We start from the raw sequence: 22,885 nt of genomic DNA, 5'->3' as shown, positions 1-22,885 counted from the left end.
GGTGCTCGGCACCACGCGATCACGTCGGGGGTGACACTGTGGCAGTCATCGATGTTCCCAGCACATTACGTCTTGACGAACGACATGTTATCGCTCACAGTCGATGCCTAAGGGCGACGGCATGCTGGCTCTCCGGGCAAGGCCAGCTCCGTCGATCTCGTTTCAGGCGTGCGCTGGGCTGTACAGGCGTCTTGTTAACGCTAACGCTGGGACGCCTGGGCCCGGCCACGCGTCGCGGTGGGCCCAGCCCCGGGCAGGCCGTTCGGCTCTTGGTCATTGGAGGAGGATCATGTCTGCCCTAGATAGGTCTCCATCGATTGCGCCGCCCGTGCGTCGGCGCTGGTGGCTGCCCCGGCTCATCGCCGCCGGCGCGGCGGCCCTGATGGTCGGTGGCGCTGCCGCGGTGGTGGTGTCGTCCCCCGCCGCAGCGGCGACCGTGGACACCAACGCGTGGTACGTGTTGGTCAACCGCAACAGCGGCAAGGCGCTGGACGTGTACAACCTGGCTACCAACGATGGTGCCCGGATCACGCAGTGGACCCGGAACAACGGTAACCAGCAGCAGTGGCAGTTCGTCGACTCCGGTGGTGGGTACTACCGGTTGAAGTCGCGGCTGTCCGGCAAGGTGCTCGACGTCTACCAGCGTGCGACCGCCAACGGGGCGGCGATCGTGCAGTGGTCCGACAACAACGGCACCAACCAGCAGTTCCGGTTGGCGGACTCGGACGGTGGTTACGTTCGGCTGATCAACCGGAACAGCAACCGGGTGATGGAGGTGCAGGGCGCCTCGACCGCCGACGGTGGCAACATCGTGCAGTACGACGACTGGAACGGCGCCAACCAGCAGTGGCAGCTCGTCCGCGTCGACGGGAGCACGCCGCCCACCACCACCCCGCCGCCGACCGGCACCTGCGACCTGCCGTCGACGTACCGCTGGTCGTCGACCGGGGCGCTGGCGCAGCCGAGGTCGGGCTGGGTCTCGCTGAAGGACTTCACCGTCGCGCCGTACAACGGCCAGCAGCTCGTCTACGCCACCACGCACGACTTCGGCAGCTCGTGGGGCTCGATGAACTTCAGCCTGTTCACGAACTACTCGCAGATGGCGTCGGCGACGCAGAACCCGATGAACCAGGGCACCGTCGCGCCGTCGCTGTTCTACTTCGCGCCGCGCAACATCTGGGTGCTGGCGTACCAGTGGGGCGGCCCGGCGTTCTCGTACCGGACGTCGACCAACCCGACGAACGCGAACGGGTGGTCGTCGCCGCAGACGCTGTTCAGCGGCAGCATCTCCAACTCCGGCACCGGCCCGATCGACCAGGCGTTGATCGGTGACGACCAGAACATGTACCTGTTCTTCGCCGGTGACAACGGCCGGATCTACCGGGCCAGCATGCCGATCGGGAACTTCCCGGGCAGCTTCGGCTCGAACTACACCACGATCATGACCGACACCACCAACAACCTGTTCGAGGCCGTTCAGGTCTACAAGCTCCAGGGCCTGAACAAGTACCTCATGATCGTCGAGGCGATCGGTTCGCAGGGCCGCTACTTCCGGTCGTTCACGGCGACCAGCCTGGGTGGCACCTGGACGCCGCAGGCCACCAGTGAGAGCAACCCGTTCGCCGGCAAGGCCAACAGCGGCGCCACCTGGACCAACGACATCAGCCACGGTGAGCTGCTGCGGACCAACGCGGACCAGACGATGACCGTCAACGCGTGCAACCTGCAACTGCTCTACCAGGGTCGCTCGCCCAGCTCCGACGGCGTCGAATACGGGCTGCTGCCGTACCGGCCGGGTCTGTTGACCCTGCAACGCTGATCCAACCTGACCCAGACGGGCGGGCCCGGCAGCACGCCGGGCCCGCCCTCGTCATGTCTACGGCGTGCCGGTGACGCAGGTGAGCACCCGTCCCTGTCCACGGGTGGCGCTCAACCTGGTGGTGGTGAACCCGTGCGTCCGCAGCAGGAGCTCGGTGGCGGTGAGGTTCGCGGTGGCGTGTGCGACGGTGGGCCGCTCACCGAACACGTACAGCCGGCCCTCCGGTGCCAGCAGGCTCCTGATGCGTGCGACCTGTTGGGCCGCGTCGCCCAACCAGAAGAGGCTGACGTTCACCGCGAAGATCCTGGTGAAGTGAGCGGTGGGAAGGTCGGTCGTCTCGAACTCGGCACACCGGATCTCGGCTCGACCGGCACCGATGTGGCGAAGGTTGCGCCTGGTGGCGAGCCGGACCATGGTCGCGGCGCGATCGACGGCGACGATCCGTCCGCTGGTGAGCCGGTCGGCGACCAGGGAGACGGCGGCGCCCCGACCGCAGCCGATCTCCAACACCTGGTCGTCCGGCGCGACGGTCATCGTCTCGACCGCCCAGCGCTGCCGGTGGGCGGCCGTCGCCCGGACGGGCGCGTCCGCCGAGGAGGCGGTGCCGGCCCCGGAAGGGCCCGGGTCGCGGGCCGGAAGACCGGACCCCGCCACGTCAGCCGCCGGGCCTGTTCTGCTCACGCCTCCGATTCCACCCTGTCCGAGCCCACCGTGCACCGTGTCCTCGGTCACCGTGCCCTGGCTGACTGTTACGACAGGTCGCGCGACCACGCCGGACCGCGGACGTCCCGGTGACCGGCCGCCCACCGTCGGCGTGCGCGGCCGGTCACCGGTCGTCCGATCAGGTGGTCGGGCGGCGGGTGTCCGACCAGGGTGTGCCCGGACGCACGACCGGTCGGGGCGGCGGACGCTCCTCGCTGCCTCGGCCGACCTTCGTCGTGGCGGCCGAGACAGCGGAGGCATCGGCGTAGCCCGTACGGATGGCCGTCACCGTCACGGTGAGCCTCTTCCAGAGCAACCCCTCGTCGACCCGGAGCGTGGCCTTGGTGGCGCCCTTGATCGGGACTCCGTCGGCGGACCACTGGTAGCGGTAGGAGGTGGCGGAAGGCGTCCACTCGCCCGGCTGCGCGGTGAGTGTTCCGCCGACGACCGCCGCCCCGGTGATGGCCGGAGCCTTCGTCGCGCGGAGCGCCAGCGGCGGGTTGATCGTGAACGCGGCGGCCAGCACCACCGGCGCGCCGCCGCCGTACGGGCGCAGCGTCACGCTGGCCGGACCGGCTGGCGCGGAGCCGAGGTTCACGTCGACGGTCATGGACGTGCCGTCCGACGAGACGGTCTTGACGGTGGCCGTCAGCGGGTCTCCCGAGGCCGGGTTCACCTGGACCCCGTCCCTCGGGTGCAACCCGGTGCCGCTGACGGTGATCGTCCGGACCGCTCCCGGTGGCACCACGGCCGGTGCCACGGAGCTGACCGTCGCCGACTCCACCAGGAAGTTGTACTGGGTGTTCGCGGAACGGGTGCCGCCGGCGGTCAGGCTGCGAACGGTCAGGTAGTACCAGCCGGCCTCCGGCGGGGTCCACGTCAACGTCGCGGTGCCGTCGGCCTTCGCGGCGATCCTGGTGTACGCGCCGAAGTTGACCGTGTACTCGTACGCGGTCGTGCCCGCCAGGCGGGGCGTGAAGGTGAAGGTGCCCGGGGCCAACCGCCCGCTGCTGGTCGTCGGGAAGTCGGTCGAGGTGATCCTGGGTCCGTCCAGCACGGTCCAGTAGGTGCCGCCCTCCTCGGTCTGCACGCCGGCGGCGTTGCGGGCGACGACAGTGACGTAGTTGTAGCCGGCCTTGGTGGGCGTGTAGGTGAAGGTGGCGCTGCCGTCGGCGGCCGGCCGGATGACCTGCTTCGTGGACTCGTCGCGGTTCAGCGTCGTCACGTACTCGGTGACGCCGGCCATCCGGGTACGGGCCGTGAAGGTGGCCGGTGTGCCCAGGTCGGTGCCTCCGCTGCGGACCACCGTCGGTTCCGCCCCGTCGACCGAGATGGGGTTCCAGCGCGGCTCGGACAGCGTGCCGTCCGCACTGCGGCTCTGCACCCGCAGACCGTTGACGCTGGTCTCGGTGGCGGTCCAGGTGAAGTCCGCGGTGCCGTCCGCCCGCGCCGGAATGGTGATCTTCTCGATCGGTCGGGGCTCCAGGCCCAGGTACTCCACCCAGTAGACGTAGGCCTGCACCTGAGGTGCCCGGGGGGCGAGGTGGAAGTTGAGCGACGAGCCGATCGTGACACCCCTGTCGACGTCACCGGTGAGTCTGGGGCCGTTGTCGACGAGGAACTCGTAGGCGCGGGGGGCGTGTGCCGTGCCGTCGCGGGTGACGCTGTGGACGTAGAGGGTCTGTCGGCCGGCGCGGGTGGGGGCGATCATCGCCGTCGCCGTTCCGTCGGACGCCGCCGGCACCGTCCCCGACGGGCCGCCCCCGTCGATCCGCCAGGCGAACGACGCCGTGTCGGCGACGTTGGAGCGCAGCTCGAACGCGCCGGGCACGCCGACGTTGTAGTCCAGGTTCGTGCCCCAGTCCGGGTACGCGGCAGAGAAGATCGACGGGCGGGTCTCCCGGACGACGTACTCGTAGATGTTTCGCTCGGAGTAGTTTCCAGCCCGGTCGATGGCGTAGACCTCCACCGAGTGGTAACCCGCCGACTGGGGCGTCCACTCGACGGTGGCCGGACCGCCGAGCCCGTTCGCGGCCACGGTGCCGGCCGGCGCCTGCTCGCTCATCTCGCTCGCGTAGAACTGGTAGCGGTAGCTGACGGTGTCCGGGCTCGCCGAGGTCAGCGTGAAGACGCCGGGAACACCGATCGCGCCGCCCGGCCTGTCCCACCCTCCGGAGGGGTACTCCGGCGAGTCGACGGTTGGCGCCGGGCCGCCGGTGCGGTCGAGGGTGAAGTGGCAGGTGCCGCTCCACGGTGTCGCCGTGTCCCCGTCGAGGACGCGGACCCGCCAGGCGTACGTGACGCCGTCGAGCTGCCGCGAGTCGTCCTCGAGCTGGATGTAGACCTCGTTGTTCCGCTCGCCCACCCCGGTGAGCCACTGCTGCGGGTGCCCCGGGTCGGTGATGTCCCAGACCTGGAAGTCGGCCTGCAGCTCGGCACCCTCGTCGGCGCCGGTGAAGGCGCCCTTCAGCACCACGGCACGGGCGTCGTTGAGCCTGTCCGGGCTCAGGTACGGCCCCGGCGCGTCGGTGGCGCAGGGCTGGCCCGCGGTCATGAGGTCGGTCGGCGCCGTCAGGGCCGCGGCGGCCGGCGTGGCCGCGAGCCCGACCACGAGCGTGCAGCTGAGCGCAGATGCCGCGACGACAGTCGTTGTTCGGCGACGAGCGAGCAAAGGTGTCCGCACTGGTGTCTCCCCCATTGTGGATCGCAGGCATCGAGCGCCACCTGCTGACACGAGAGTCCCATGTGGAGCTGTTGCAGGTGGGCCCGAGCCGTGGTTGGCAGGTTGCCGAGCAGGCTGTTTCCGGCGGCCGATCAGCGCGGTGGCGTCAGCCGGATGGTCAGGTCTGTGGTTGGCGCGGAGTCGACCAGGGCGTGTCCGGGCGGATCACCGTTCGACGCGGGGGCCGCTTGCCCCTGTCGACGACGACGGCAGCCGAGGTGACCGTGGTCGTGGTGTGACGGTCCCGGCCGGCGTAGACAGTGACCGTCAGCCGCTGCCCGAGCAGCGCCAGGGGGATGGTGTACGTAGGGGTATTCGCCCGCCAGATCTCGACGCCGTTCGCCGACCACTGGTACGAGTGGCTGTCCGCGCTGGGCGACCACTCGCCCGGGTCCGCCGTGACGGTGGCGCCGACCTCCACCGTGCCGCTGATGGTGGGTGGCCGAACCACTTGCAGCGGTGGGGGTGGGCCGATCGTGAACGCGTTGTCCAGAACCAGCGGCTTGAGCATCCCGTACGGGTGCAGGGTCAGGGTGGCCGTACCCTCCGGTACCAGGTGGAGATCCACCTCGGCGGTGAGCGTCCTGCGGTCCGCCGAGACCGTCTTCACCCAGGCCCGCCTCGGCAGCCTGTCCACCGGGGTCACCTCGACCCTGTCGTCCGGATGCAGTCGGGTGCCGTGGACAGTGATCGTGCGGAGGTCACCCGCCGGCACGGTGCCCGGAGTGACCGAGGTGACGGTGGTGACACCGGCGGTGACCGCGAAGCGGTAGTCGGTGATCGCCGAAGGGAAGCCCTCGGTCCTGACCCGGCGAACCTTCAGGCTGTGGGCGCCCTCGGCCGTCGGCGTCCAGGTCACCTGCGCGGTACCGTCGGCACGGGCGGGGACCTTCACGTACGGCGCACCGTTCACCGAGTACTGGTAGCCGACGGTGTCGGGCAGGTACGAGCTGAAGGTGAACGTGCCGGTGGCCAGTCGGCCGCTGCCGTTTACCGGGAAGTCGGCCGAGCTGACCTGCGGCTCGTCCGTCGTCGTCCAGACCGCGGCGCCCTCCTCCGTCTGCACCCCGGCGGCGTTACGGGCGATGACGCTCACGTGGTTGTGGCCGATCGCCATCGTGGTGAAGCTGAAGGTGACAGCGCCGTTGGCGGACGGACGGAGCACCTTCTTCGTGTTGTCGTCGCTGTTCAGCGTCGCCACGTACTCGACGATGTCGGTCATCGAGCTGCGTGCGGTGAAGGTGGACGAGGTGCCGGCCGCCGTGTCGCCGGTACGGGTCACCGTCGGCCTCGCGCCGTCGACCGAGACGTTCAGCCAGCGCGGGGTGGACAGGGTGCCGTCCGCGCTCCGACTCTGGATCCGCAGGCCGTCGACGCGGGTCTCGGTGGCGGTCCAGACGAGGTCGGCGCTGCCGTCCGGGCGGGCCGGCACTGTGGTCTTCACGACCGGCCGCTCGTCCAGGCCCGAGTACTCCGGCCAGTACAGGTACTCCACGACCTGCGGCGCGCGCGGAGTGAGGTGGATGGTGAGCGAGGAACCGATGGTCACCTCCCCACGCGTGTCGCCGGTGAGGACCGGGGCGTTGTCGACGGTGAAGGAGTAGGCGCGCGGGGCGTGCGCGGTGCCGTCACGGGTGACGCTGTGGACGTGCAGGGTCTGCGGGCCGCCACGGGTCGGGGCGATCATCGCCGTCGCCTTTCCGCTGGCATCGGCCGACACGGTGCCGGACGGCCCGCCCTCGTCGATCCGCCACGCGAAGGACACCGTGCCGGCAAGGGTGGCCCGGAAATCGAACGCGCCCGGCACGCCGACGTTGTAGTTCGGGTTCGGCGTCGACTCCGGATACGCGGCGGAGAAGACCTCCGGTCGGGTCTCCCTGACGTAGAACGTGTGGACCGCCCGCTCGGACCTGTTTCCCGCACGGTCGATGGCGTAGACCGTGAGTGAATGGTGGGAGGCCGCCTTCGGTGTGACAGTGACGACGGCCGGTCCACCGAGCCCGGTGGCGTCCACTGTGGCTTCCTGGTACTCGTCGGGCAGCTCGGCCGAATAGAACGTGTAGAGATAGCTGACGGTGTCGGCCGAGGCCGAGGTCAGCGTGAACGCCCCGGGGACACCGATCGCGCCACCGGGACTGCCGCTGCCGCTGGCGGGGTAGTCGGCGGAGGTGACAGTTGGCGCCGGGCCTCCGCTGCGGTCGATGGTGAAGTGGCAGGTGTCGCTCCACGGTGACGCGTCCGCGCCGTCGAGGACACGCACTTTCCAGGCGTAGGTGACGCCGTCGAGCTGCCGCGACGCGTCCTCAAGTTGGACGTGGACCGTGTCGCTCGTCCCGCCCATCTCGACGAGCCACTGCTGCGGATGTGCCGGGTCGGTGACGTCCCAGACCTGGAAGTCCGCTTGCCGACCGCTCCGGGGCGTACCGCTGTGGGTGCCCTGTAGCGAGACGGCCTGGGCGATACCGAGGCGACTCGGGCTCAGGTACGGCCCCGGGGCGGCGCTGGCGCACTGCTGACCGGCGGTCCTGAGGTCGGTCGGGGCGCTCGCTGCCGCGGTGGCGGTGGCCGAGGTGAGCCCCACCGCCGCGCCGCAGCCGAGCGTGATGGCGACGCCCAGCGACACGATTCGTCGGTGGATGCGTGAAGCGGTCCGCAAACCCTGCCTCCAGTGCCGGCCCCGGCCATGATCAACCGGCAAAGGATCGCACGCCGCGCCCGTTGACGGCAGCCCGTCTTTCCGCCCCCACGAAGATCAGCCGAACGGTTGCGTCGACCGATGTGTCCGCCCGGTGTCAGAGCCAGACCACGATCCCGGTCAGGTCGTTGAGGACCGCTGCCACTCCCGCGCGGATGGCCGACGCGCAGCGCTCGGACGTGAACGACGCCGGGTCGTACGTCGAGGACATGCCGAGCCCCTCCCCCCGGAACGACGCCCCGTCCCAGTCGACGGCGGTGACGTTGTGCGTGGGCTCGGCCAGCTCCGCGCCGACCACGAGGAACTTCTCGTCGAGGTGGTTCGGGGTGACCAGGGCGAGCGCGTCGATGAGATCGTTGCCGGCGCTGACGACGAGGTCCGGACCCATCTCCATCGCCGTGGCGATGCGGGGAACGATGTCGTGCGCGTCCGCGATGGCGGTCGTCCGTAGGTCGACGTGCTCCTCCTCGGCCCACTCCTGTACCGCGCTGACGAGGGCTCTGGTCGGTGTGTCGTCACCGCTGGTGAGCAGGACGACCCGGTAACCCCTCGGCGGGTGGACGCCGGCCCACGAGCCCGGCTGCGGCGTGATCGTCGCTTCCGGCGCGGGCTTCGCGGAGGGGTCGACGAACCCTGGACCGAGAGTGCCGATGGCGCTCGGCGTCGGACGCGGCCGCGCCCAGTCGTCGCCGGAGTCGCAGCCGGCGAGCAGCGCGGCGGTCACGGCCAGCAGGGCAACGGCCCGAAGCGGGGGACGCACGGTGGTCGTCCTTTCGGATGGTGATGGGAAAGCGCGTTGTGCTTCGTATTCCTATCGCAATTTCGGCGGGCGCGAATCGACGGTCGGTCGGTCGGGCTGTTTGTTTCCCGGCGGTTCGTCGCTGTGCGGGTTGCTGTTCACCCGTGCCATGCACCGTGCACTGGCCAACTGAGGGAGTCGTATGTCCGGCCGCATCCGCCGTACCGTTATCGTCGCCGCTGTCGGTTTCGCCGCGGCGGTGGTCCCGTTTCTGGGCGCCGCGCCGGCGTCCGCGCACGGTTTTTCGTCGACCGTTTACAGCACGATCTCGGCGGGAGACGAGGGTCACATCCGCACGGCCGTGGAACTCGAGTACGACCTCCTCGTCGTCTCCGCCGCGGATGCCGGTGACGACGATCCGCTCTTCCGGGCGGGTACCGCCGCCTTCGAGGCGGGTGACGCCGCGGCCCAGGCCGCGGCGCTGACCAGCCACGCCCCGGCGGTGCTCCGCTACGTCTCCGACCGCTTCTCGGTCGCCTCCGGGGGTACGGCCTGCCGGCCGAGCCAGGTGGGGGACGCGACGATCGGCGCTCGCGAGGGCGTGCCGTACGCGGATCTGCTGTTGGACTGGACCTGCCCGGAGAGGAGCGACGCGCACGAGGTGCGCAGCGGTCTCTTCCCGGACCGCGAGGGTTACGTCAAGGGCACCAAGACGATCGTCACCTACGAGATCGACGGTCGCTCCGGCAGCGCGGCGCTGGACGCCGCCCACCCGGCGTTCTCCACCGCCCAGGCGTGGTACGAGCGGTTCGGGGAGTTCTTCCTCCTGGGTGCCGAGCACCTGCTGTCCGGCATCGACCACATCCTGTTCCTGCTGGCGCTCATCGCCGGCTCCCGGCGGCTGCGCGAGATCGTGCTCGCGGCCACCAGCTTCACCGTGGCGCACTCGGTGACGTTCATGCTCGCGGCGCTCGGCCTGGTCGAGGTGCCGGGGAGGGTCGTGGAGCCGGTCATCGCCCTGTCGATCGCCGTCGTCGCCGGTTGGCACCTGTGGGGCATCCGGCGGCGCGGTACGCACGCGGCCGACCTGGACGTGGCTGGGCGCGGACACCTCAGTCTGGACCGGGCCGGCTGGGTCCGCCTCGGCGTGGTGTTCTGCTTCGGCCTCGTGCACGGCCTGGGCTTCGCCGGCGCGTTGGGCATCGACGAGGCGTGGTCGTGGACCCTGCTCTGGTCGCTGCTGGTGTTCAACGTCGGTATCGAGGTCGTTCAGTTGACGATTATCGCTGTCGTCTTTCCGCTGCTTCTCGTGCTGCGCCACCGCGCGCCGAAAGTTGGTGTCTGGGCGACCGGGGCGGTTTCCGCAGCCGTGTCCGTCATGGGGATCGTCTGGTTTGTGCAGCGCATTTCCGGGTCCTGAGTAAGGCTAAGTAGTTCGTGAAGTGCAGTCTTCCGCAAGATCATGTTCATGGTTGGTTCATCGGGCGGCGAAAGCGTGGGTGCGCTTCCCCAGCGTCGGGCGAAGAAACATCCATTCCTCTATTCGAAAAGGGAACAATGTCGATGACATTGAGCACCTCGGCGCGGGCCTCCGGGCTCGTGCGGCGGCGCCTGGTCGCCGGGGTCGCAGCCGGCTTCCTGGGCATGGGCGCGGCCCTCGGCAGTGGCCTGACGGTCACCGCGAGCGCGGCCGAGTCGGCCACGATCAGTAGCGTGATCCTCGGCGTCGGCGCCAACGAGACCCAGCGCATCGTGACCTGGTACTCCTCCGCCGACACCGCGCAGAAGATCCAACTCGCCCCGACCGCCGAGATCGTGAACGGCGAGTTCCCGGCCGGCGCGATCACGTTCGACGCCGTCGGCGCGGCGAACACCTCCACCACCGGCTTCAACCGGCACGCCACGATCAGCAACCTTCGCGAGAACACGGCGTACTCGTACCGGGTCGGCGCGGAGGGCAGTTGGTCCCCGACGTACGCGTTCAAGACGCGGGACTTCGAGGGCGACTACGACTTCCTGTTCTTCGGCGACCCGCAGATCGGCTCGTCCGGCGACCGGCTGAAGGACCAGGCCGGCTGGGAGGACACCCTGAAGGTGGCCACCGCCGCCAACCCGAACGCCGAGCTGCTGGTCTCCGGCGGCGACCACGTCGAGTCCGCCAACGACGAGGGCCAGTGGACCTCGTTCATGGCGCCCGACCAGCTACGGCAGTACCCCGTCGTGGCGACCATCGGTAACCACGACGTCGGCGGCAAGTCGTACGAGCAGCACCACTTCACCCCGAACACCGACCGCACCGCCCCGTACTACGACAACGGGAACCCGGCGGGCACCAAGTCCGGTGGCGACTACTGGTTCGTCTACAAGGACGTGCTGTTCATCGACATCAACAGCAACAGCTACAAACTGCCGACCGACGGCGGCAACGCCGGCGACGCGGCGCACGTCGCGTACATCACCGACGTGGTCAACAAGCACGGCTCCGAGGCCAAGTGGAAGGTGCTCGTCTACCACCACTCCATCTACTCCCCGGCCAGCCACGCGACCGACACCGACAACAAGCAGCGGCGCGAGGACTTCACCACCGCCTTCTCCAACCTCGGCATCGACATGGTGCTCCAGGGCCACGACCACAGCTACTCGCGTAGCTACTCCATCAAGAACGGCCAGAAGGAGAACCCGGCGGAGAAGCCGGGCGCTGCCGACGTGTTCCCCGGCCCCGGTGGCGTCATCTACGTGACCGCCAACTCGGCCTCCGGCTCGAAGTACTACGACATCAAGAAGCCGGACGGCAGCGGCACCGGCATCCGCGGTAACGGGCCGGACCCGCTGGACCCGGACAAGTACTGGTACAACTCGGTGCAGAACCAGGAGCACGTCCGCAGCTACGTCAAGGTGCAGGTGCGCGGCGACAAGCTGGTGCTGGCCAACATTCGCAGCGGCACCTGCGCCGCGCCGAACGCGTCGGTCGAGAACGGCCTCTCCTGCGTCAACACTCCGGAGGGCCAGCCGGTCGGCTCGATCGTCGACAACGTGACGGTGCACCCGTACCACGGTGACGGCCAGGCCATCCAGGTCAACGTGCCGAACCCGGCTCCGGGCGAGTTCGGCTGGACGATCGACGGCTACAACGGTCTGGTGGACCTGGGCACCGCCCAGGAGCGCGACGGAACCTACTTCCAGGCCACCGGCAAGATCAACCCGATCCTGGTGTCGGACAGCCGGCGCTCGCTCGCCCCGTGGTCGATCTCGGCCAACGTCGGCGACTTCTCCGACGCCGAGAAGACCTTCTCCGGCTCCTACCTCGGCTGGACCCCGTACGTGCTCGACACCGGCGCGGGCGCCGAGGCCGGCGCGCCGGTCCTGTCGTCCTACGACGACCAGGGCAAGGGCCTCTCGGTCTCCAGCGCACTGGGCGCTGCCGCCCAGGGCCACCCCCGGGGTGGCGCCAAGCTCGGTGCCGACCTGGATCTGAAGATCCCGGACAGCATCGCGAAGGGCAGCTACCGCACCACCCTCACGATCACCGCGCTGAGCAGCTGACCGTTCCACTCCACCGGGCGGGGTGGGCACCTTCGGGGGCCCGCCCCGCCACCCATGTGACGCTCTCCCAAGATCACCTCAAGGACCCGACATGCAATCGTCCGTAGCGCGCTGGAAGACGCTCGTCCGTACCACAGCACTGTCAGTGCTCGCCGCCGTCGTGGCCGCAGGCGTCGGCGTCGCCCCCGCCACGGCGGCGGAGGGCAACGTCGCCTGGACGGTCCGGACGGCCTCCAACGGCTACGGCGAAGCCCGGTCCAGTTACAGCTACAACGTCAACCCCGGTGGCGCGGTCGAGGACGCCATGGTGGTGGCCAACCGCGGCCCCGCGCCGCTCACCCTCGCGGTGTACGCCGCCGACGGCTTCACCACCGAAGCGGGCCAACTCGACCTGCTGACCACCGACAAGAAGTCCGTGGCGGTCGGCGCCTGGGTGAAGGCGCAGACCGACACCGTGGTGATCCAACCCGGGAAGACAGCCCAGGTCCCCTTCTCGATGAGGGTTCCGGACAATGCCACGCCCGGGGACTACGTCGGCGGCATCCTCACCGCGCTCACCCAGACCGACCAGGCCGAGGGCATCAACGTCGACCGGCGTCTCGGCATCCGGATCAAGCTGCGGGTGGGCGGCGAGCTGAAGCCGAGCCTCGCGATCGATAACCTGCACGTGCGGTACGCCGGCTCGGTCAACCCGTTCGCCAAGGGCGACGCCACCATCACCTACCAGGTCCACAACGTCGGCAACGCCGCCCTGTCCGGGCAGCAGGCGGTCGCGGTCTCCGGGCCGTTCGGCCTGTTGCGGGTACGAGCCGCAGACATCACCGCGCCGCCGGAGCTGCTGCCCGGTGAGCGCTGGACAGTGACCGTGCCGGTGCACGGCGTCGCGCCGACCATCTCGCTGGCCGCGACAGCGACACTGACACCCCTGCTCACCGACGCCTCGGGCTCCACCACCTCGCTCAAGCCGGTCGAGGTCACCGCGCACGGCTGGGCCCTGCCCTGGCTGCTGCTACTCGTGCTCGTCGTGCTGGTCGCCGTGGCCGTCGGGGCGTACCGGTACCACCGCCGTAACCGGACCCAGCGCAAGGCCCGCGAGGACGCCCGCGTCCGTGACGCCGTCGAGCAGGCGCTCCGCGGTCAGCAGCCCCGGACTACCTGACCCCGGCTGCGGTCGGCGCTCGTCGGCGGCGGCCACCGCCCGGCCCGGCCGCGCCAGCAGGTGGTCGTCCGTGTGGGTGAACGGCGCTCGGCCCCGGGCCACGCCCGTTGCCGAGCCGGCATGCTGCGACGGTGACGCCGGCACGGAGGGGGAATCCACATGGTTGACGGGGATCTGCCAGAGCGGATGCAGGCCGCGGCCCTGGACGAGTTCGGCGGGCCGGAGGTGATCACCCTGCGGAAGCTGCCGATCCCCGAGGTCGCCGACGACGAGGTGCTGATCAAGGTCTGGAGCGCGGGCGTCGGGGTGTGGGACGTGTACGAGCGGCAGGGTGTGCTGGTGCCGGAGGGCTCCTCCCTACCGATAGTGCCCGGCTCCGACGGCGCCGGAACCGTGGTCGCGGTCGGCGGCCAGGTGACGGACCTCGCGGTGGGCGACCTGGTCTACGTCTCCGCCGCCACCCGGCCCAAGGGTGGCTTCTACGCCGAGTACGCGGCGGTCCAGGCCCAGTACGCGGCGAAGGTGCCCGACGGGGTACCGGTGGAGCACGCCGGTGCCATGTCCACCGACGCGCTGACCGCGCTCGCCGGACTCGACACGCTCAGCCTGTCGGCCGGCGACTGGCTGCTGGTCTTCGGCGCGAGCGGCGGCCAGGGTCACCTCGCCGTGCAGATGGCCAAGCGGCAAGGACTGAACGTGATCGCGGTGGCGTCCGGCGCGGACGGCGTCGCGCTGGTCACCCGTCTCGGCGCGGACGTGTCCCTCGACGGCCACGGCGACCTGACCGACGTGCTCGCCCGCATCCGGGAGGCGACGCCGGCCGGGGTGAACGGCATCCTGGCGATGGCCGGCGGCCCGACCCTGGACCGGCTCACCGAGGCGCTCGTCGACGGTGGCGTGGTCGGGTTCGCGCACGGGGTGCGGCCCGAGCCCACCGAGCGACCCGGCGTCGTCGTGCGGGCGTACGACGGGGAGTCGAACCCCCGACAGCTGCGACGCCTCAACGAACTCATCGAGGCCGGCCCGTTCGTCGTGCACGTGGCGGAGACGTTCCCGCTGGGCAGGGTGCGCGAGGCGCACCAGCGCCTGGAGACGTCCTACGCCGGGAAGCTCCTGCTCACTGTGGCCTGAGACCTCAGCTGACGCGCTGCTGCGGCACGCGTACCGAAGCCATGCCGGCGGCGGTCGCGGCCTGGATGCCGAGGTCGGTGTCCTCGAAGACCAGGCAGGACTCCGGCGCCACGCCGAGCTGCTCCGCCGCCAGCAGGAACGCCTCCGGGTCGGGCTTGGCCCGGGTGTAGTCCTCGGCGCAGACCAGCACGTCGAAGCGGTCCAGCAGGCCGAGCGCGTCCAGCGAGGCGGTGACCGCGGCGCGGGTGCTGCCGGAGACGACGGCGAACGGAACCCGCCGGTGCGCGTCGTGGATGTGCTCCAGCACCTCGGGCACGGCGGCCACCTGCGGCAGCAACTCCTGGTAGTAGCTCTCCCGGCGTTCGACGACGGTCGCCACCGGCATGGCCAGGCCCTGCTGCTCGTTCAGGGCGACGATGATGTCGGCGGTCGGTCGCCCACCCCAGGCGTAGAAGAGATCCTCCGGGAACTCGCAGCCCCACTCCTCCAGGGCCCGCTGCCAGGCCACGTAGTGCAAGGGCATGGAGTCGACGATGGTGCCGTCGCAGTCGAACAGGTACGCGGCGAACTGGCCGGAAGGCAGAGGCAGACTCACCCGGGAAGGGTACAGCGCTCACTCGGTCGCGACGGACCTGAGCTGGCGCAGCAGGTGCGCCCGCTCCGGTTCGGTGCCGACCAGCGCCAGCGCGTCGCGGTACGCCTCGGCGGCCTCGTCGTGTCGGCCGAGCCGGCGCAGCAGGTCGGCCCGCGCCGCCGGGTAGGGGTGGTGGCCGCGCAGCCGCGGGTCGTCGGCCAACTCGTCGAGCAGCGCGAGCCCCGCCTGCGGTCCGTCCTGCATGGCCACCGCGGCGGCCCGGTTGAGCGCGACGATCGGCGAGGGGGTCAGCCTCAGCAGCACGTCGTAGAGCGCCACCACCTGCGGCCAGTCGGTGCTGGCCACGTCGGCGGCCTCGTCGTGCAGCGCGGCGATCGCGGCCTGCACCCCGTACGGACCGGGTGCCGGGCCGGTCAACGCGACCACCACCAGGCCCCGGCCCTCCTCGATCATCCGCTGGTCCCACCTGCCCCGGTCCTGCTCGTCGAGGAGCACCAGGGCGCCGTCCGGCCCGGTACGCGCGGCCCGGCGGGCATGGACCAGCAGCATCAGGCCGAGCAACCCGGCGACCTCCCGCTCGGCGGGCAGCAGCCGACGCAGGATCCGGCCCAGCCGGATGGCCTCCTCGGCCAGGTCGATCCGTTGCAGATCCGGGCCGGCGCTGGCGGCGTACCCCTCGGTGAAGACCGAGTAGACGGCCTGGAGCACGGTGGGCAGGCGGTCGGGCAACTCGTCGGCGCCCGGCACCCGGAACGGGATCCGCGCGTCGCGGATCTTCCGTTTCGCCCGGACGAGCCGCTGGGCCATGGTTGCCGGCGGCACCAGGTAGGCCCGCGCGACCTCGCCGGTGGTGAGGCCGGCGAGGAAGCGCAGGGTGAGCGCCCCCCGATCCGGCGCGGCCAGCGCCGGGTGCGCACAGGTGAAGAAGAGGGCCAACCGGTCGTCGGGCAGGTCGCGGTCCGCGTCGGCGGGCGGCGCGGGGTCGGCCCGCTCGGCCTCCGCCCGGAGTACGGCGAGCCGTGTCGCCAGCACCCGGTCGCGGCGCAGCCGGTCGACGGCGCGGCGGCGGGCAGTGGTGAGCAACCACGCGCCCGGTCGACTCGGGACGCCGTCGACCGGCCAGCGCACGAGCGCCGCTTCGATGGCCTCGGACGCGACCTCCTCGGCCAGGTCCAGGTCACCGAAGCGGTGCACGAGCGACGCGAGCAGCCGGCCGCGTTCCTCCCGGAACACCGCCTCCACCGACGACCCGACGGTCGTCCCCTCCACGTCGGGCACTGTCAGACCGGGACGTCGATCTCGGCGATCGGGCGTACCTGGACGGACCCGCCGCCGGTGGCGCCGGGACTGCGGGCCGCCCACTCCAGCGCGGCGTCGAGGTCCGGTACGTCGATGACGTCGTACCCGCCGAGCAGCTCCCGGGTCTCGGCGAACGGCCCGTCGGTGATCGTGCGCTCACCCGCAGGCCCGACCCGCACCGAGGTGCAGGTGGTGAGGTCCTGCAACGGATGCCCGGAGACCCAGATCCCGGCGTCCTTCATCTCCCGGTCGTAGCGGATCCAGTCCTCGACGGCGCACCCGTTCTCCTCGACCTCTCCATCGACCAGCGGACTCATGAACAGCAGCATGTACTTCACGTCTCGACTCCTCTCGGTGCGGCGTCTCGCCGTACAGCATGACGACGAACGGGGGCCACCGATGTCGACACGGCCCGCCCGGTTTTCTCAGATCGAGTGGCGGCGGTCCATCCGACGCTCGTACCAGGTGACCCCGACCAGGAAGGCGGTCAACAGGGCCAACGCCGCCAACGGAGGCAGAGACCGGCCGATCGGCAGAAGAGCCAGCGGCAGCAGCGCCGCGACGACCTGTGTCGGGCCGACCGCGTGCACCGTCAGCCGCCGGAAGACCAGGCGGCTGAGCAGGTAGAGGGCGGTGCCGCCGTAGAGCGCCGTCGCGGCCTCCCAACCCAACCGACCGGGGTGCTCCTCGGTGAGCTGAGTGATCACCTTCTCGATGCCGAGCGCCACATAGATGGCACCGATGATCAGCGGCGAGTGCCCGAGGCCGTACGCGTCGCCGGCGACGCCGGCCCGTCGCTCATCCGGCGCGTCGCCGACAGCCTGCCGCGCGGCGGGCGCCAGCCGGTCGAAGTAGAGCCACCACAGACAGACGGTGCTGGCGAGGCCGAGCAGCGCGGCCAGCACCGCCGCACCGACCGGCGCCATCGTCCGCGTCCCGGTGCCGGCGGAGATCAACGACTCGCCGAGCGCGATGATGAGCACCAGCCCGAACCGCTCGGTGAAGTGGTCCACACTGCGCAGTTGCCACGGCCGGAAGGCGGACGCGATCCGCGCGCCGCCGATGTCCACGACCAACGCGACGATCCAGAGCACCGTCTGGGCCGTGTCGCCGAGCAGTGCGCCGCCGACCAGCGGAAACCACGCCAGGACCACCGGCACCCTGAAGAAGCGCAGCGTCGAGCGCAGCGGCGGGTCGGTCGCGCTCACCCGGAACAGGATCACGAGCTGCACGGCCCGGCCCACCACGTAGGCCAGGGCCACGGTGAGCGGCGCGTCGAACAGCTCCGCGCTCTGCTGCCAGGCCTCCGGCAACACCAGCGCGGCGACGAAGATCGCCGCCATCGCGACAAGGGTCGCCGCCCGGACCAGGCCGACATCGGCCCGGACCAGGTTCCCCACCCAGGTGTACGGACCCCAGGAGTAGAGCAGCAGCAGAAGGAGGATCAGCCCCTGCACCAGGGCGAGCGCGCTCGGAGATCCGGCCATGAACGTGATGACCCGGGTAAGGGCGAAGACGAAGACCAGGTCGAAGAAGATCTCGAACATCGTGGTCCGGTGCGGTGACCCGACCGGTACCGGCCGAATGGCGAGAATCCCCCTCATCCTCGCAGTCTGCGGCACCGGTCGGGCGTCGACCGGTCGATGCGTGACCGATCCCCCGCTCGACGGTCAGGTCGCCGTCGTCGTCGTCCGACGCCTGCTCCGCTCGGCCCGCCGCCGCACCTGCTGGTACGCGCCGGTCAGTCCCATCGCCCGGCGTACCTCCAGAACCGTCTGGCGCACCTCCTGGCGCGTCCGCTCGGTGCCCTCGACGATCAGCCGGTCGACCAGGCCCCGGTCGGCCTCGATCTCGGCGCGACGCTGCCGGATCGGCGCCAGGAACTCCTCCAACGCCACGATCAGGCTTTCCTTCACCTCGACGTCGCCCACCCGGCCGGCCCGGTACCGCCGGGCCAGGTCGCTGACCTCGTCCCGGTCCGGGTTGAACACCTCGTGGTACGCGAAGACCGGGTTGCCCTCCACGGTGCCGGGCACGTCGGCGCGCACCCGCTTCGGGTCGGTATACATGCCGAGCACCTTGCGACGAACCGTCGGCGCGTCGTCGGAGAGGGCGATCGCGTTGCCCCGGCTCTTGCTCATCTTGGCCATGCCGTCCGTGCCCACCAGGCTCGGCGTGTCCGCCGGGATCAGCTCGGGCACCGGAAAGACCGGGCCGTACAGGTGGTTGAACCGTCGGGCGATCTCCCGGGTGACCTCGACGTGCGCGGCATTGTCACGACCGACCGGGACGACCTCCCCCTTCACGCAGAGGATGTCCGCGGCCTGGAGCACCGGGTAACCGAGCAACCCGTACGGCATCTCCTCCTTGCCCGCGTCCCGGGCCATGTCCTTGAGCGAGGGAACCCGTTCCAGCCGGGGCACCGTCACCAGGTTCTGAAGCAGGGTGTTGAGATCGCCGACCTCCGGGATGGCCGACTGGAGGTAGAAGGTGGCCCGTGCCGGGTCGACGCCGGCCGCGAGGATGTCGGTCACCATCTCGCGGGCGTTGCCGGAGACCTGGTCGATGTCCTCGCGACGGTTGCGGGTGGTGAGCATGTGCAGGTCGGCGATGATGAAGAAGCTCTCGTAGCGGTGGTGCAGCCGTACCCGGTTGGCGATGCTGCCGACGTAGTGACCAAGGTGCAGGCGGCCGGTGGGCCGGTCGCCGGTGAGCATTCGTGCGACGGACATGGTGCTGCCTCTCGTACTCAGGTGGTGGGTTGCGCGGGCGCGCGCCGAGAGGGACGGTGCAAGCCCTCTCGGTCAGCGGGGTCGACTCAGCGAGCCGCCCGCCATCGCGCGCCGGCGCGGAACCGCAGACCACCGGCACGGAGGACGTTCAGAAGTTGCTCACGGCTGTCGCCGGAGCCGGCCGGAATGCCGGGCAGGGCGTCGAAGGGGAGGCCGTCGACCAGGTCGACCGCCTCCGACGCGCAGCTGCCCGCCCGGACCATGGCCTCAGATTACCCGCGGAACCCCGCCGGGTGGGGGGAGGTGACTGTCGGTGTAGTAGGCGCCGACGCGTTCCCGGTATTCCGGGTCACCCGCATCCCTGTCGAACGGCGGCGCGTCCTTGATCTCCTGACGGGTACGGTCGACGTGGACGACGCGTTCCTGGTGATCCACCCGCTCCACGGTGCCGGCCGGCAGCAGCACCTTCTGCCCGAAGATCCACGGCCCGGTGTCCACCACCAGGTAGCCGGCGTCCGCCTCGTCGCTGGTCTCGTCGATGGTGCCGACGCGTCCGTCGCTGGCCTGCACCTGGTAGCCCACCAGGTCGACCGGTGTGCCGGGGCCGGGCGCATCCGGACCGTCAGGACCGCCGTCCGGGTCATCCGGCGGGGTGACCGATGGCGTGGCCAGCGTGTATCCGCCAGCGAGGGCGGACGGGTCACGCCAGGCCCAGGGGTTGAACATCGACTGTTGCACGGGGACACCTCCAGGACTCGTCCTCAGCTGTCCCTTCTTCCAGTGCCCGAACCACTGCCCTCGGAAACTGGGTGCGGAAGGTAGGTCGCGCGGCGGCGCCCGCGCTTACCGGCCTGCCCGTGCGGCCGGTCAGGGGCCAGATCCTCCGGCTGCGGGCGCCCGACGGCGGCGCGCCGGGCTTCCGGCACGGCGCCGTCGTCGCCCCGGTCTTCCGGTCCATGATGGGGGCCGCTGACCAGGTGCGCTGGCATACTCGGCTGCCATGGTGCTGTCACGTGCGTGGGCCGTCTTCCTGGTCGGGGTCGGAGTCTGGACCTGGGTGATCTGGCCGAGGTTCGCGGTGGCCATCTGGCAGGACCCGCGCTCCTGGGAGTCCGGCAGGGTTGCCGACGGCGATGCCACCAGCTTCCTGTGGGTGCACGCTCTGCTGATCCTTGCGTCGCTGGCGATCGGCACCGCCGTCGGTGTCCTGGGCGTCCGGGCCTGGTTGGCCGCCCGTCGCGGTCGCGCGTCCTGACCCTGGGTACGACCACCGAACCGAGGCCGCGTTCGCTGAAGTGGGCCTGAGCTGCGAAAACGGCTGATGGCTCGAAATGTGACGGCCGCCTCCACCCCCCGATTTGACGATCAAACCTCCGGACGCGTAACTTTCTCTCTGCCAGCGCGGAACGGGGCAAACAGGACGAAGGTCCTGGAGCGCCAAACCAGGGCTGGCAGCCGGGTCAACCAGGGGTTCGCTCCTGGACGACGCGGTCCGGGCGGGGCTCGCCGGATCGGCCGCAGGCCGATTTGGTGCGGCGCAGCCGACCGGGTAAGGTTGACGACCGGCAGGGCACCGGGCGAGCGTGCGGGACACCGCAGCGGCCGGCCTGCCAAATCCGATCACCTGATGCAGCGGTTCGCTGCTGCGTGAGTGTGTCGGTGCCAACCCGTACGAAGCACGACAGACCGGGACACACCGGTTTGACACGGCAGAGACGGTGAGGTAACGTAGTAAAAGTGCCCGGCGCGAGAGCGGCGGGGATGCGGTAGGGATAGCCCCGGGTTGGGGCCTCACGTGAGTGGGGTTTCGGGTCGGTGTGTGGTTGTTCTTTGAGAACTCAACAGGGTGCTTGTAAAGCCAGTGCCAATTATGATTTATACCCCGGACTGGCCAGTTTTGCTGGTTGGTTGGGATTCCTTTGGCAACATTTGTTTGTTGTCAGGATTGTTTTCCAATTTTTTGTTGGAGAGTTTGATCCTGGCTCAGGACGAACGCTGGCGGCGTGCTTAACACATGCAAGTCGAGCGGAAAGGCCCTTCGGGGTACTCGAGCGGCGAACGGGTGAGTAACACGTGAGCAACCTGCCCCAAGCTTTGGGATAACCCTCGGAAACGGGGGCTAATACCGGATAGGACCTGACCTCGCATGGGGTTGGGTGGAAAGTTTTTCGGCTTGGGATGGGCTCGCGGCCTATCAGCTTGTTGGTGGGGTGATGGCCTACCAAGGCGACGACGGGTAGCCGGCCTGAGAGGGCGACCGGCCACACTGGGACTGAGACACGGCCCAGACTCCTACGGGAGGCAGCAGTGGGGAATATTGCACAATGGGCGGAAGCCTGATGCAGCGACGCCGCGTGAGGGATGACGGCCTTCGGGTTGTAAACCTCTTTCAGCAGGGACGAAGCGGAAGTGACGGTACCTGCAGAAGAAGCACCGGCCAACTACGTGCCAGCAGCCGCGGTAAGACGTAGGGTGCGAGCGTTGTCCGGATTTATTGGGCGTAAAGAGCTCGTAGGCGGCTTGTCGCGTCGACCGTGAAAACTTGGGGCTCAACCCCAAGCCTGCGGTCGATACGGGCAGGCTAGAGTTCGGTAGGGGAGACTGGAATTCCTGGTGTAGCGGTGAAATGCGCAGATATCAGGAGGAACACCGGTGGCGAAGGCGGGTCTCTGGGCCGATACTGACGCTGAGGAGCGAAAGCGTGGGGAGCGAACAGGATTAGATACCCTGGTAGTCCACGCTGTAAACGTTGGGCGCTAGGTGTGGGGGGCCTCTCCGGTTCCCTGTGCCGCAGCTAACGCATTAAGCGCCCCGCCTGGGGAGTACGGCCGCAAGGCTAAAACTCAAAGGAATTGACGGGGGCCCGCACAAGCGGCGGAGCATGCGGATTAATTCGATGCAACGCGAAGAACCTTACCTGGGTTTGACATGGCCGCAAAACTTCCAGAGATGGGAGGTCCTTCGGGGGCGGTCACAGGTGGTGCATGGCTGTCGTCAGCTCGTGTCGTGAGATGTTGGGTTAAGTCCCGCAACGAGCGCAACCCTCGTTCGATGTTGCCAGCGCGTTATGGCGGGGACTCATCGAAGACTGCCGGGGTCAACTCGGAGGAAGGTGGGGATGACGTCAAGTCATCATGCCCCTTATGTCCAGGGCTTCACGCATGCTACAATGGCCGGTACAATGGGCTGCGATACCGTGAGGTGGAGCGAATCCCAAAAAGCCGGTCTCAGTTCGGATCGGGGTCTGCAACTCGACCCCGTGAAGTCGGAGTCGCTAGTAATCGCAGATCAGCAACGCTGCGGTGAATACGTTCCCGGGCCTTGTACACACCGCCCGTCACGTCACGAAAGTCGGCAACACCCGAAGCCGGTGGCCCAACCCTTGTGGAGGGAGCCGTCGAAGGTGGGGCTGGCGATTGGGACGAAGTCGTAACAAGGTAGCCGTACCGGAAGGTGCGGCTGGATCACCTCCTTTCTAAGGAGCACCTTCCGACGAAAGTCGGTAAGGAGCCCGCGATCCGCGAGTGTCGGGTCGGGGTGCTCGATGGCGGAGACACTGGCAAGTTTTTCCTTGGCAACGGCCGGGACGCCTAGTACAGCCATTTCCCTTCGGGGGTGGTGGGAACGGTAATGTTCTGGTGCGGCTGGGGAGGGCGTGAGCACCCTGTTGGGTCCTGAAGGAACAACCGGTGGTTGTTGCTTTCAGAGCCTTGTGGCGAGCGTGTGGCTCGTTGAGGCGCCAGGCATGG

The 22,885-nt window shown here is 69.5% G+C and carries 17 protein-coding genes and 1 rRNA gene; 7 read left to right on the top strand and 11 right to left on the bottom strand.

Annotation, left to right across the window (positions count from 1 at the left end; translation table 11 throughout):
• The first annotated feature begins 289 nt into the window (after nucleotides 1-289).
• Entirely contained in the window at nucleotides 290-1,819 is a 1,530-nt protein-coding gene (locus tag O7634_RS08380) for a non-reducing end alpha-L-arabinofuranosidase family hydrolase (protein WP_278149566.1), read from the top strand.
• A gap of 57 nt (nucleotides 1,820-1,876) precedes the next feature.
• Here O7634_RS08380 and O7634_RS08375 read toward each other — a convergent pair whose 3' ends face one another.
• From O7634_RS08375 to O7634_RS08360, 4 genes are all read right to left on the bottom strand, one after another.
• Nucleotides 1,877-2,500: a class I SAM-dependent methyltransferase gene (locus O7634_RS08375; protein WP_278149565.1), complete on the bottom strand. Its 624-nt coding sequence runs from the start codon at nucleotides 2,498-2,500 to the stop codon at nucleotides 1,877-1,879.
• A 160-nt stretch (nucleotides 2,501-2,660) separates the two neighbouring features.
• A complete protein-coding gene (locus O7634_RS08370; RefSeq protein ID WP_278149564.1) occupies nucleotides 2,661-5,132 on the bottom strand; it encodes a hypothetical protein in 2,472 nt (823 codons plus the stop codon).
• Between the two features lie 229 nt (nucleotides 5,133-5,361).
• Complete coding sequence (locus O7634_RS08365) at nucleotides 5,362-7,866, bottom strand: hypothetical protein (RefSeq protein ID WP_278149563.1); 2,505 nt, start codon at nucleotides 7,864-7,866, stop codon at nucleotides 5,362-5,364.
• Between the two features lie 169 nt (nucleotides 7,867-8,035).
• Entirely contained in the window at nucleotides 8,036-8,698 is a 663-nt protein-coding gene (locus O7634_RS08360) for a hypothetical protein (RefSeq protein WP_278149562.1), read from the bottom strand.
• Between the two features lie 340 nt (nucleotides 8,699-9,038).
• On the opposite strand from O7634_RS08360, the gene O7634_RS08355 reads away from it, so the two are divergent.
• From O7634_RS08355 to O7634_RS08340, 4 genes are all read left to right on the top strand, one after another.
• A complete protein-coding gene (locus O7634_RS08355) occupies nucleotides 9,039-10,097 on the top strand; it encodes a HupE/UreJ family protein (RefSeq protein WP_278149561.1) in 1,059 nt (352 codons plus the stop codon).
• Between the two features lie 143 nt (nucleotides 10,098-10,240).
• Nucleotides 10,241-12,220 carry a metallophosphoesterase family protein gene (locus O7634_RS08350; protein ID WP_278149560.1) on the top strand — a complete coding sequence of 660 codons (1,980 nt, stop codon included), beginning with the start codon at nucleotides 10,241-10,243 and terminating at the stop codon, nucleotides 12,218-12,220.
• A 91-nt stretch (nucleotides 12,221-12,311) separates the two neighbouring features.
• Nucleotides 12,312-13,379: a DUF916 domain-containing protein gene (locus O7634_RS08345; protein WP_278149559.1), complete on the top strand. Its 1,068-nt coding sequence runs from the start codon at nucleotides 12,312-12,314 to the stop codon at nucleotides 13,377-13,379.
• Between the two features lie 159 nt (nucleotides 13,380-13,538).
• Nucleotides 13,539-14,510 carry an NADP-dependent oxidoreductase gene (locus O7634_RS08340; RefSeq protein ID WP_278149558.1) on the top strand — a complete coding sequence of 324 codons (972 nt, stop codon included), beginning with the start codon at nucleotides 13,539-13,541 and terminating at the stop codon, nucleotides 14,508-14,510.
• A gap of 4 nt (nucleotides 14,511-14,514) precedes the next feature.
• On the opposite strand, the gene O7634_RS08335 is transcribed toward O7634_RS08340, so the two are convergent.
• From O7634_RS08335 to O7634_RS08305, 7 genes are all read right to left on the bottom strand, one after another.
• Entirely contained in the window at nucleotides 14,515-15,105 is a 591-nt protein-coding gene (locus O7634_RS08335) for an HAD family phosphatase (protein WP_278149557.1), read from the bottom strand.
• Between the two features lie 18 nt (nucleotides 15,106-15,123).
• Nucleotides 15,124-16,374, bottom strand: a complete 1,251-nt coding sequence (locus O7634_RS08330; protein ID WP_278149556.1) for a DUF6596 domain-containing protein — start codon at nucleotides 16,372-16,374, stop codon at nucleotides 15,124-15,126.
• An 11-nt stretch (nucleotides 16,375-16,385) separates the two neighbouring features.
• Nucleotides 16,386-16,733, bottom strand: coding sequence for a YciI family protein (locus O7634_RS08325; RefSeq protein WP_278153909.1), 348 nt, complete (start codon nucleotides 16,731-16,733; stop codon nucleotides 16,386-16,388).
• A gap of 96 nt (nucleotides 16,734-16,829) precedes the next feature.
• Nucleotides 16,830-18,008 carry a low temperature requirement protein A gene (locus O7634_RS08320; protein WP_278149555.1) on the bottom strand — a complete coding sequence of 393 codons (1,179 nt, stop codon included), beginning with the start codon at nucleotides 18,006-18,008 and terminating at the stop codon, nucleotides 16,830-16,832.
• A 66-nt stretch (nucleotides 18,009-18,074) separates the two neighbouring features.
• On the bottom strand, nucleotides 18,075-19,136 hold the full coding sequence (gene trpS, locus O7634_RS08315) for a tryptophan--tRNA ligase (RefSeq protein ID WP_278149554.1): 1,062 nt from the start codon (nucleotides 19,134-19,136) through the stop codon (nucleotides 18,075-18,077).
• Nucleotides 19,137-19,222: 86 nt separating this feature from the next.
• A complete protein-coding gene (locus tag O7634_RS08310) occupies nucleotides 19,223-19,399 on the bottom strand; it encodes a hypothetical protein (protein WP_278149553.1) in 177 nt (58 codons plus the stop codon).
• Between the two features lie 4 nt (nucleotides 19,400-19,403).
• Nucleotides 19,404-19,874: a PRC-barrel domain-containing protein gene (locus O7634_RS08305; protein ID WP_278149552.1), complete on the bottom strand. Its 471-nt coding sequence runs from the start codon at nucleotides 19,872-19,874 to the stop codon at nucleotides 19,404-19,406.
• Nucleotides 19,875-20,136: 262 nt separating this feature from the next.
• Between O7634_RS08305 and O7634_RS08300 the strand changes: the two genes are divergently transcribed.
• On the top strand, nucleotides 20,137-20,391 hold the full coding sequence (locus O7634_RS08300) for a hypothetical protein (RefSeq protein WP_278149551.1): 255 nt from the start codon (nucleotides 20,137-20,139) through the stop codon (nucleotides 20,389-20,391).
• A gap of 705 nt (nucleotides 20,392-21,096) precedes the next feature.
• A 16S ribosomal RNA gene (locus O7634_RS08295) occupies nucleotides 21,097-22,611 on the top strand.
• The last annotated feature ends 274 nt before the right edge of the window (nucleotides 22,612-22,885 follow it).

The sequence above is a fragment of the Micromonospora sp. WMMD1120 genome, assembly GCF_029626235.1.
GTDB lineage: Bacteria > Actinomycetota > Actinomycetes > Mycobacteriales > Micromonosporaceae > Micromonospora.
The sequence above is the reverse complement of the archived record's forward strand: the minus strand, read 5'-3'. Positions and strand labels throughout refer to the sequence as shown.